Source organism: Streptomyces sp. NBC_01335 (genome assembly GCF_035953295.1).
GTDB lineage: Bacteria > Actinomycetota > Actinomycetes > Streptomycetales > Streptomycetaceae > Streptomyces.
Genome location: NZ_CP108370.1, coordinates 2,949,043 through 2,959,691 on the forward strand (window position 1 = coordinate 2,949,043; position 10,649 = coordinate 2,959,691).

Consider the following 10,649-nt stretch of genomic DNA (forward strand, 5'->3'; position numbering starts at 1 on the left):
GAACTCGCGGGGCAGAGGCCTACATGGGGTGGTGGAGATGGCGGGAATCGAACCCGCGTCCAACGGTGCGGAACCAGGGCTTCTCCGAGTGCAGTTCGCTACGCTTTTCTCGGCCCCGGAGGTCACGCGAACAAGCCTCCGACAGGCCCAGTCACTGTTTGATTTCCTTCTGAGCCCCGTGACCGGGCTTAGAAGTTTAGATCCCTAGTTGATGCCAGGATCCGGGTCGGGATCACCCCCGGGCTGACACTCCGCAGAGTCTTCGCTAGCTGCTAATTAGGCAGCGAGGGCGAAGGCGGAGGAATCGCGCTTGGAATTGGCGATTATTGTTTGCGACATATGGTTTACGAGATCATTGTCGCTTCCTCGACTCGCTTCCCCTGCTTCGACATCCGCTGTCGAAACCGATCATCCCCATGTTGATTTTTCAATACGCGCACCCTCGCTGGGGTGCACGGCCCATCGTACGCGACCAACGCCGGACGATGCCAGCGTATTCCCGCCGGTCACCCTCCCCGTCTGCCCCGGACCGCGCCCCACGAACCCGCGGGAGGCCCGGAGCCGGCCGGCAGGCCCGTGAGGCTCAGGCGCTGCGCTGCCGTCGGCGGGCCGCCGAGATGGCGCGGTTGGTCTCGCGGGTGTCCTGCTTCTCGCGGAGCGTCTGGCGCTTGTCGTACTCCTTCTTGCCCTTCGCGAGCGCGATCTCGACCTTGACCCGGCCGTCCTTGAAGTACAGGGCGAGCGGGACGATGGTGTGCCCGGTCTCCTTGGACTTCGACTCCAGCTTGTCGATCTCGGCCCGGTGCATCAGCAGCTTCCGCTTGCGCTTCGCCGCGTGGTTGGTCCACGTGCCCTGCACGTACTCCGGTACGTGGATGTTGTGCAGCCACGCCTCGTGCTGGTCGATCTGGACGAAGCCGTCCACCAGCGAGGCCCTGCCCATGCGCAGGGACTTCACCTCCGTCCCCATGAGCACGAGCCCGCACTCGTAGGTGTCGATGATGTGGTAGTCGTGCCGCGCCTTCTTGTTCTGCGCGATCATCTTGCGCCCGGTGTCTTTTTCCTTGGCCATAGTGCGGTCATTTTCGCACTACGACCCACCCCCGAGGCCACTCAATACCGTCTCGGCCCGTTCCAGGGCCCCCGTGCCCACCACCAGGTCCGGGGTGATCCCCCGGCCCTCGACCCCCCGGCCGCCCGGCGTGCGGTACTGCCCGACGGTCAGCTCCGCCACCACACCGTCCGACAGCTCGCTCGGCATCTGCACCGCACCCTTGCCGAAGGTGGGCGAACCGACCGTGACCGCGCGGCCCCGGTCCTGGAGGGCGCCGGTCAGCAGCTCGGCGGCGCTCATGGTGCCGCCGTCGACGAGCACCACGAGCGGCCGGGTCGTGTCGCCGCCCGCGTCCGCGTACAGGGCGCGCTGCTCCCCGTGCACGTCGTACGTGGCGACCAGGCCGCCGTCAAGGAAGGCGGAGGCGGCGGCGACCGCCTCGCCGACCAGGCCTCCGCTGTTGGCGCGCAGGTCCAGCAGGATCCCGGCGTCGCCGGGGGCGGACCGTACCGCGTCGCGGATCTCGCCGCCCGCGCCCCGGGTGAAGGCCGTCGCCTTGATCAGCACGGTGGAGGTGGGGGCGGTACCGAGCCGGCGCACGGTGACGGGCTCGGTGGTGAGCCGGGCGCGGCGCAGGAACTCGGTGCGGGCGCGGCCGTCGCGTTCCACGCCGAGGACGACGGAGGACCCGGCCTTCTCGTCCGTACCGTCCCCGCGCAGCCGGGCCACGATCTCGGCGACGGGGCGTCCCCGGGTGCGGGTGCCGTCCACGGAGGTGAGTACGTCGTCGGCGCGGATGCCCGCCCGGTCGGCGGGGCCGCCGGGTTCGACCCGGGCCACCCGTACCCGGCCGTCGGCGGTGCGGCGGGCGGAGAGGCCGACCCCGGTGTACGAACCGTCGAGGGCCTGCTCGAACTCCTCGTACTCGCGCTCGTCGTAGACCGCGCCCCAGCGGTCGCCGCTGCGGCTGACGAGTTCCTCGGCGGCCTGGGTGGCGGACTTCCCGTCCGCCGCGGCTCCGGCGGCGGCCGCCGCCAACTCCTGGCGGTCCACGGGCGCGGAGGAGGAAGCGGACGGTCGGGCCGTCGGGCGGGGGCGGGCGGGCTCGTCGCGCGGCAGCGATCCGGTGGCCGCACCGGTGGCGAGCACTCCGGCGAACACCAACGACAGGGCCGCCCCGCGGCGCAGGCCGCGGGGCCCGTACCGGTACAAGGGCCCCTGCATGGCAGCGAGTCTAGGACAAACCCCCTGGGCCGCACGGGTCCTTCCCCGCGCGGCCCAGGGGGCGCATGTCACACCTTGAGGTACTTGCGGAGCGCGAACAGCGCGGCAACCGCGGGCATCAGAAGCCCGATCGCGAGGACCAGCGGCAGTTTGGTGATGACCGCGTCCCAGCCGATGAAGTCGATCAGGTTCAGCTTGCTCTGCAGGGAGAGACCGGCGTCGATGAGGAAGTAGCGGGCCGCTATCAGCAGAACACAGGCCAGCAGACCGCCGATCAGCCCGGCGAAGGCCGCCTCCATGATGAACGGCATCTGGATGTAGAAGCCCGAGGCGCCGACGAGCCGCATGATGCCGGTCTCGCGTCTCCGGCTGAACGCCGACACCCGCACGGTGTTGACGATCAGCATCAACGCGATGACGAGCATCAGCGCCATGACGAACAGCGCGGCGACGTTCATGCCGTTCATCAACTCGAAGAGGTTGTCCAGGATCGATCTCTGGTCCTGGACGGACTGCACCCCGTCACGGCCGGCGAAGGCGGTGGCGACGACCTTGTACTTCGTCGGGTCCTTGAGCTTGACGCGGAAGGACTCCTGCATCTGGTCGGGCGTGATGTTGCCCGCCATCTGCGTGTCGCCGAACTGGTCCTGGTAGTGCTTGTACGCCTCGTCGATGTTCTCGAAGGTGACGGTGTCGACGGCCGCCATCTTCTTGAGGTCGGTCTCGATCTCCTTCTTCTGCGCGTCGGTCACGGCACCGCTGGAACACTTCGGCGTGTCCAGGGCCTCGTCCTTGTTGCACAGGAAGATGGAGACGTTGACCTTGTCGTACCAGTAGTCCTTCATCGTGCTGACCTGCTCGCGGAGCAGCAGCGCGCCGCCGAACAGGGCGAGCGAGAGGGCGACGGAGACCACCACGGCGAAGGTCATCGTGAGGTTGCGCCGAAGACCGACGCCGATCTCCGACAGGACGAACTGGGCGCGCATGGCGTCCTTTCAGTACTCGATGCTCAGATGCTCAGTGCTGGGGGCCGCTCAGTGCTGGTAGCCGTAGACGCCGCGCGTCTGGTCCCGCACGAGGCGCCCCTGTTCCAGCTCGATGACGCGCTTGCGCATCTGGTCGACGATGTTCTGGTCGTGGGTCGCCATGATCACGGTGGTGCCGGTCCGGTTGATCCGGTCCAGCAGCTTCATGATGCCCACGGAAGTCTGCGGGTCGAGGTTGCCGGTCGGCTCGTCCGCGATCAGCAGCATCGGCCGGTTGACGAACGCCCGGGCGATGGCGACGCGCTGCTGCTCACCGCCGGAGAGCTCGCCGGGCATGCGGTCCTCCTTGCCGCCGAGGCCCACGAGATCGAGCACCTGCGGCACGGCCTTGCGGATCTCACCGCGCGGCTTGCCGATGACCTCCTGCGCGAAGGCCACGTTCTCGGCGACGGTCTTGTTGGGGAGGAGGCGGAAGTCCTGGAAGACCGTGCCCAGTTGGCGGCGCATCTGGGGCACCTTCCAGTTGGACATGCGGGCCAGGTCCTTGCCGAGCACATGGACCATGCCCGTGCTCGCGCGCTCCTCACGGAGGATCAGACGCATGAAGGTGGACTTGCCGGAGCCCGAGGAGCCCACCAGGAAGACGAACTCGCCCTTCTCGATGTCGAGTGAGACATCGCGCAGTGCGGGGCGGCTCTGCTTCGGGTAGGTCTTCGAGACGTTGTCGAATCGGATCACGGAGGCACCATGGTCGGCCGGGAGTATGTGTGCGTGACCCTACGCGAATGCTTCCCGGCCGCGCAGGCGGCGTCTACGGATGGGTGATTTATGCCGGAACATGAGCCGGAACACGTCGACTCGGGTCCACCCACCGGAACGCGCGGACGCCCTCCGCACCCCCGTCGGAACGGTGCGTGACCGGCTGCGCGACCGTCCCTTCCCCCACCCCGTCGGGCACTCCCCGGCGGGCCGCGCCGAATGACGCCGGAGCTGGCACAGTGGTAGGGGGAACGGTCACGCTCCCCGGAGCGTTGTGCGGACGGACGGCCGGCCGTGCGTGCACGGAGCGATCGGACATGCACAGGACGACCGGGCGTGCACGGAACAGCCGGTCGGACGGCCCAGGACGATTCCGCCGCGCGGGAGGAGAGTGCGCATGACCTACGACAGACTGGTGTGCGCGAACTGTGCGGCGCCCGTGAACGAGGGCCGCTGCCCCGTCTGCCGCGCGAGCCGTGAGCGCCTGCGCCGGCAGGATCAGGGCCCGCTCGGCGGGATGAACCCGATGATGCTGATCGCCCTGCTCGTGGTGCTGGTGTGCGCGGTGGCGCTGCTGGCCCAGCAGGTGGCGTAGCTCCGGCTCCCCGCCCCGAAGCCCCGCCCCGTCGTCCCGAAGCCCCGCCCGTCCCCCCGCAGCCCCGCCCGGAACGCGCCCATGCGGCGCTCGTACGGCTCCGAGGGGCGTCGCGCCCCTCCCGGTCCACGCGTGAGGGCCCGAGGGCCCCGTTCACGCGTGAGGGCCCGGGGAGCGTGAAGCTCTCCCCGGGCCCTCAGTGACGTGCGTGGCACACGCCCTAAGTGCGCGTGGCTCAGACGGCGGTGCGACCGGCCGCGAGACGCGGCAGGAAGCGGAAGCCGATGCCGCCGGCGATCATCGTCGCGGCGCCGAGCAGCAGGAAGGTGGTCTCGGCCGCACCGGTCTCGGCGAGCTCGTCCTTGCCCTTGCCCTGCTCGACCGGCTTGTTGCCGACGCTGTCCGTGTCGGTGTTGTTCGACTCGACGCACTCGGCACCGTCGAGGGTGACGGTGCAGGTCTCGTCGCCGCCGGTGGACGAGCCACCGGTGGAGCCGGTCGCGCCGGTGGTACCGGTAGAACCGTTGCTGCCTTCGGGCGTGGTGGTCCCGTTGTCACCTTCGGGCGTGGTGGTCCCGTTGTCGCCCTCGGGCGTGGTGGTCCCGTTGTCGCCCTCGGGCGTGGTGGTCCCGTTGTCGCCCTCGGGCGTCGTGGTCCCGTTGTCGCCCTCGGGCGTCGTGGTCCCGTTGTCACCCTCGGGCGTCGTGGTCCCGTTGTCACCCTCGGGCGTCGTGGTCCCGTTGTCACCTTCAGGCGTCGTGGTCCCGTTGTCACCTTCAGGCGTCGTGGTCCCGTTGTCACCTTCAGGCGTCGTGGTCCCGTTGTCACCTTCAGGCGTCGTGGTCCCGTTGTCACCCTCGGGCGTCGTGGTCCCGTTGTCGCCCTCGGAACCCTGGTCCACGGCACCCGCGTCGTCGCCCGGCTCGGTGCCGTCGTTGCCGCCGTCGGCAGTTACGACAGGGCTCTCGGGCGCGATGGCCTGCGCCGCACCAGCGGCGGTCAGGGAAGCGCCGGCGGCGATGATCGCGCCGGCCGCTATGCGCGCGATACGTACGCGCGTCTTCTTCGTCATCTGCTGCTACCCCCAGTAGCCGATCTCGTCGATGGAGCAGCACTGTGCGGGACCCGGCTCTGCGAGGTTCGCTCCGAACCGGGCCACGTCATCCGCGGTCATCCGGTCCGCCCCCACTCCCACCCGTCCCAGTCATACGCATGCTGCTCCAGCACCCTGACCAGAGTTAAGGATTACGTCAAGAGCGTTCCGGGCGTTTGGTGTCCCGGTGGGGCTTCTGACGGTTATTCACTCCCCCGACTGTGACGCAATCACTACGCTCCCGCCCCGCACCAAGCGCCCCGCGGGGCCGCCCGCTCCGGTGGGCCCCCGCCCCACGCCCGGCCCGGGTACGCGAAGGGCCCGGGCGGGAGATCCCTGCCCGGGCCCAACTGCCGTACGCGTACGGTTACTTCTCGCCCTGCTTCCGCCAGCGGATGCCCGCCTCGATGAAGCCGTCGATCTCACCGTTGAAGACCGCTTCGGGGTTGCCCATCTCGAACTCCGTACGCAGGTCCTTGACCATCTGGTACGGGTGCAGGACGTACGAACGCATCTGGTTGCCCCAGGAGTTGCCGCCGTCGCCCTTGAGCGCGTTCATCCGCGCCTGCTCCTCCTGGCGGCGGCGCTCCAGCAGCTTCGCCTGGAGGACGTTCATCGCGGACGCCTTGTTCTGGATCTGCGAGCGCTCGTTCTGGCAGGAGACGACGATGCCGGTCGGCAGGTGGGTCAGTCGCACCGCGGAGTCGGTGGTGTTGACGCCCTGGCCGCCGGGGCCGGAGGAGCGGTACACGTCCACGCGCAGCTCGGACTCGTCGATCTCGATGTGGTCGGTCTGCTCGACCACGGGCAGCACCTCGACGCCCGCGAAGGACGTCTGGCGGCGGCCCTGGTTGTCGAAGGGCGAGATCCGGACGAGCCGGTGGGTGCCCTGCTCGACGGAGAGCGTGCCGTAGGCGTACGGGACCTCGATCGCGAAGGTGGTCGACTTGATGCCGGCCTCTTCGGCGTACGCCGTCTCGTAGACCTCGGTCTTGTAGTTGTGCCGCTCGGCCCAGCGCAGGTACATGCGCTGGAGCTTCTCGGCGAAGTCGGCGGCGTCGACGCCGCCCGCCTCGGCCCGGATGGTGACCAGGGCCTCACGGGCGTCGTACTCGCCGGAGAGGAGGGTGCGGACCTCCATCTCGTCGAGCGCCTTGCGGACCGATTCCAGCTCGGTCTCGGCCTCGGCGAGGGTGTCCGCGTCGCCCTCGTCCTGGGCGAGCTCGAAGAGCACCGCGAGGTCGTCGATGCGACCGCGCAGCGTCTCGGTCTTGCGGACCTCGGCCTGGAGGTGGGAAAGCTTGCTGGTGATCTTCTGGGCCGCCTCCGGGTCGTCCCAGAGGGACGGCGCCGCCGCCTGCTCCTCGAGCACGGCGATGTCCGCCCTCAGGGAGTCCAGGTCCAGGACGGCCTCGATCGACCCCATGGTGGACGAGAGGGACTTCAGCTCTTCGGAAATATCGACGACTGCCACGGGTCCAGCGTAACGGCTGGACGGGTGAAGCTCGCCCTCCCCCGGCTTCCGGGGCCGTATCCCCCGCTCCGGCCCCCTGCTCCGACGGGCTTCCGGGCCGCCCCGCGGTACGGGGGGCGGCCCGGTGCCGCGGCTGTTCTCAGGGCGTGTCGGGGGCGGAGCTGCCGCTGTCCTGCGGGGTGGCGCCGGCGTCGTCACCGCTGGTGGCCAGCCAGCCGCCCACCGCGACCGCCGCGACGAGCACCACGGTGGCCGCGCCCAGGGTGAGGCGGCGCTTGCGCACGGCGGCGGACTTGTTCCGGGCCGAGCCGGGGCGCGGGCCGGGGGCCCGGGGGGCGCGGGCGGTGCCGAGGGGGCCGCCGGCCAGTTCGTCCGGGCCGGGCACCCGCATGCTGGTGTGGGTGTCCCGGTTGGAGTCGGGCGACGCGCCGGGGACCAGCGGTACGGCGCCCCGGCGGCGCGGCTCCTCGTCGGCGGGGGTGTACTGCTGCTCGTCGTAGGCCGGACGCAGTTCCGTTTCTTCTTCACCCGGCTCGTCCACCTCCAGCGGTCCGATGCCCGCCAGCAGCGGCAGCAGCTCGCGCAGCCGGCCGCCCAGCTCGCCGGCGCGCAGCCGGGAGGCCGGGGCCTTGGCCAGGCACTGGACGAGCAGCTGCCAGAGCTCCTCGGGGATGCCGGGGAGCGGGACGACGGTCTCCGTGACGTGCCGGCGCAGCACCGCGCCCGGGTGGCCGCCGCCGAACGGCGTGAACCCGGCGAGCAGCTCGTACAGGACGGTCGCGAGGGCGTAGATGTCGACGGCGGCGCGCGGCGGGAGTCCTTCGACGATCTCGGGGGCCAGGTAGTCCGGCGTGCCGATGATCCGGGTGGTGCGGGTACGCAGCGGGGTGTCGATGAGCTTGGCGACACCGAAGTCGGTGAGGAGCGCGGGGTGCGCGCCGCCGGGGCCGAGCGGGCCCTCCATGTCGAGCAGGATGTTCTCCGGCTTGACGTCCCGGTGGACCACTCCGGCGGCGTGCGCGGCGGCGAGCCCGTCGGCCACGTCCGCGACGATCGCGACGGCGGCCTCGGGGGCGAGGCGGCGCTCGCGGTCCAGCCGGGTGCGCAGGTCGGTGCCGCGCACCAGGCGCATGACCAGGGCGAGGTCGTTGCCGTCGACGACGAGGTCGTGGACGGCCACCACGTGCGGATGGTCGAGTCCGAGCAGCGCGGTGCGTTCCTGCACGAAGCGGCCCACGAGCTCCTGGTCGGACGCGAGGTCCTCGCGGAGGAGTTTGATGGCGACGGGCCCCTCGGGCCCTTCGCCGAGCCACACCGTTCCGGCGCTGCCGCGCCCCAGGATCTGGTGGGCGGTGTACCGGCTGCCGATATTCCGTGCCAAGACTGCTCCCTCAGCGGCTGGCGGTGAACCCCGGTCGACAAAGTTACGCGGCGACCGGGGGGTTGCGTGCCCCGGACGGCGCCAACCTTCCCCTACAGGGGCGAAATGCGGCGGTTAGGACCCCGAAGGAGTCGACAAAGGTACAGAGTTGATGCGGCGCGGAGACGCGGCTGAGACGATGCGGAGACCTGCGGGGGCGGTACGAGGACCTGCGGAAACGGTACGGCGACGGTACCGGGACCTGGGCCGACGGGTCCGGGACGCCTCACGCAGGCGTCGCGGACCCGCCGGTACGACGGTTTCGGGGGAGGCGGGGCGCCCGGTCAGGCGCTGCCGCCGCCGAGGTTGGAGACCCAGTCCGACACCGAGCCGATCGCGTCGCCGATGGCCTCCCAGTACCCCTTGCCCTGGTCGACCCAGTCCTGAAGCGGCGTCAACTCCCAGATGAGCCAGCCCGCGACGATGAGCAGCACCACGGTGAACAGGCAGCCCTTGAGGCAGCCGAGCCCGGGGATCTTCATCGGGTTGGCGCTGCGCTGCCGGGGCTGGCGCGGTTCGCGCGGGGCGGGTGCCTGCGGCTGCTGCGGGGGTGCGTACTGCCGGCCCTGGGGCTGCTGTTGCGGGGCCTGCTGCTGCGGGGCGTACTGCTGGGGCGCGTATCCCTGCTGCGGCTGCTGCTGCGGGTAGTTCTGCCGCTGGGGCTGCTGCTGGTAGCGCTGCGGCTGCTGCTGCGGCGGGTACTGCTGGTGCTGGGGGCGCTGCTGGGGCTGCTGCCGCTGCGGGGGCTGCTGCTGCGGCTGCTGGCGCTGGGGGCGGCGGCGCAGCGGGTCCTCGGCCGGGTCGAGGTACTGGACCTGGGTCTGCTCGTTGCGGTCGCGCGCGGCCTGGAGCTGGGACTGCCAGGGGTGCGCGGGGTCCGGCTGCGGCGGGCCGTCCGGGCGCTGCGGCACGGGCGGCAGCACGGCGGTGGGGTCGGCCGCGCCGCCCGGGCCGCCGGGGAACTGCCCGTGCTGGAGGACGCTGGTGGCGGCGTTCGGGTCGTACCCGCCCGCGCCGAAGGAGCCGCCGGAGGAGTTCGGCAGCACCTGCGTCGGGTCGGCCGCGCCGGGCGTCTCCGGTACGGGCGCGGGCGCCGGGTCCGGGGCGAGCAGCGCGCCGACGCCGTCGGCGGCGGCGATCTGGGTGGAGTTGGCGTGCACGCCGATGCCGGCGGCGACGGTACGGAGCGCCCGGGCCAGGTTCTCGGCGCTGGGCCGCCGGTCGGGGTCCTTGCTCAGGCACCGCTCGATGACCGTCCACAGGGGTTCGGGGACGGTGGAGGGGCGGCGGGGCTCCTCGCTGAGGTGGCGGTGGAGCACCTCCAGCGCGGTGCCTCCGGCGAACGGCGGGCGGCCGGTGACCAGCTCGTACAGCAGGATTCCGGCGCCGTAGATGTCGACGGCGGAGGTCTGCGGGCGGCCCTCGGCGGACTCGGGGGCCACGTACGCGGGCGTGCCGACGAACTCGTGGGTGCGGGTCAGCCCCGGGGAGTCGGCGAGCCGGGCGATGCCGAAGTCGGTGAGCATCGGGCGCATGGTGCCGTCGCGCTCGTCGAGCAGGACGTTGGCCGGCTTCAGGTCGCGGTGGACGACCCCGTCGGCGTGGCTGGCGGCGAGCGCGTCGGCGATCTGCGCGGTGAGCAGGGAGGCGGCGACCGGGGTCAGCGGGCCGTTCTCGCGGAGGTAGCGGTGCAGGTCGGGGCCGTCGACCAGGTCCATGACCAGGGCGAGGAGATCCCCTTCGACCACCAGGTCGCGGGTGCGCACGATGTTCTCGTGGGTGAGCCGGAGCAGCACGGAGCGCTCCCGCAGGAACCGCATCACCACGTCGGCGTCGTTGGCGAGCTCCTCCTTGAGGACCTTGATCGCCACGGTCTCCCCGGGCTGCCCCGCGACGGCCGCCTCGGCCCCCGCGGTCTCCCGCTGGCGGGCTCGCCAGACGGTGCCCGTGGCGCCGCGTCCGAGGGGCTCTTCGAGCAGGTACTTGCTGCCTACGGGCCGCACGTCATGCGCTCCCTGCGTGGTCGTGGTGACGGTGGAGGGTG

At 71.1% G+C, this 10,649-nt stretch carries 9 protein-coding genes and 1 other RNA gene; 1 reads left to right on the forward strand and 9 read right to left on the reverse strand.

Going from position 1 to position 10,649, the window contains the following annotated elements:
- Positions 1-29 precede the first annotated feature (29 nt).
- From ssrA to ftsE, 5 genes are all read right to left on the reverse strand, one after another.
- Positions 30-416: a transfer-messenger RNA gene (gene ssrA / locus OG599_RS12530) on the reverse strand.
- Positions 417-583: 167 nt separating this feature from the next.
- Entirely contained in the window at positions 584-1,072 is a 489-nt protein-coding gene (gene smpB / locus OG599_RS12535; RefSeq protein ID WP_327176063.1) for an SsrA-binding protein SmpB, read from the reverse strand.
- A gap of 18 nt (positions 1,073-1,090) precedes the next feature.
- Positions 1,091-2,278, reverse strand: a complete 1,188-nt coding sequence (locus tag OG599_RS12540) for a S41 family peptidase (protein ID WP_327176064.1) — start codon at positions 2,276-2,278, stop codon at positions 1,091-1,093.
- 68 nt (positions 2,279-2,346) lie between these two features.
- Positions 2,347-3,264: a permease-like cell division protein FtsX gene (ftsX, locus tag OG599_RS12545; protein ID WP_327176065.1), complete on the reverse strand. Its 918-nt coding sequence runs from the start codon at positions 3,262-3,264 to the stop codon at positions 2,347-2,349.
- 48 nt (positions 3,265-3,312) lie between these two features.
- Positions 3,313-4,002: a cell division ATP-binding protein FtsE gene (ftsE, locus tag OG599_RS12550; protein ID WP_327176066.1), complete on the reverse strand. Its 690-nt coding sequence runs from the start codon at positions 4,000-4,002 to the stop codon at positions 3,313-3,315.
- A gap of 418 nt (positions 4,003-4,420) precedes the next feature.
- Between ftsE and OG599_RS12555 the strand changes: the two genes are divergently transcribed.
- Positions 4,421-4,618, forward strand: coding sequence for a hypothetical protein (locus tag OG599_RS12555; protein WP_327176067.1), 198 nt, complete (start codon positions 4,421-4,423; stop codon positions 4,616-4,618).
- Positions 4,619-4,853: 235 nt separating this feature from the next.
- On the opposite strand, the gene OG599_RS12560 is transcribed toward OG599_RS12555, so the two are convergent.
- From OG599_RS12560 to OG599_RS12575, 4 genes are all read right to left on the reverse strand, one after another.
- Positions 4,854-5,690 carry a hypothetical protein gene (locus OG599_RS12560; protein ID WP_327176068.1) on the reverse strand — a complete coding sequence of 279 codons (837 nt, stop codon included), beginning with the start codon at positions 5,688-5,690 and terminating at the stop codon, positions 4,854-4,856.
- A gap of 388 nt (positions 5,691-6,078) precedes the next feature.
- The gene (gene prfB / locus OG599_RS12565; protein WP_327176069.1) at positions 6,079-7,185 is read right to left on the reverse strand and encodes a peptide chain release factor 2; all 1,107 of its coding nucleotides are present in this window, start codon (positions 7,183-7,185) and stop codon (positions 6,079-6,081) included.
- Between the two features lie 139 nt (positions 7,186-7,324).
- Positions 7,325-8,566 (reverse strand): serine/threonine-protein kinase, encoded by a 1,242-nt coding sequence (locus OG599_RS12570; protein WP_327176070.1) that lies wholly within the window; start codon positions 8,564-8,566, stop codon positions 7,325-7,327.
- A gap of 323 nt (positions 8,567-8,889) precedes the next feature.
- Positions 8,890-10,608, reverse strand: coding sequence for a serine/threonine-protein kinase (locus tag OG599_RS12575; RefSeq protein WP_327176071.1), 1,719 nt, complete (start codon positions 10,606-10,608; stop codon positions 8,890-8,892).
- Positions 10,609-10,649 lie beyond the last annotated feature (41 nt).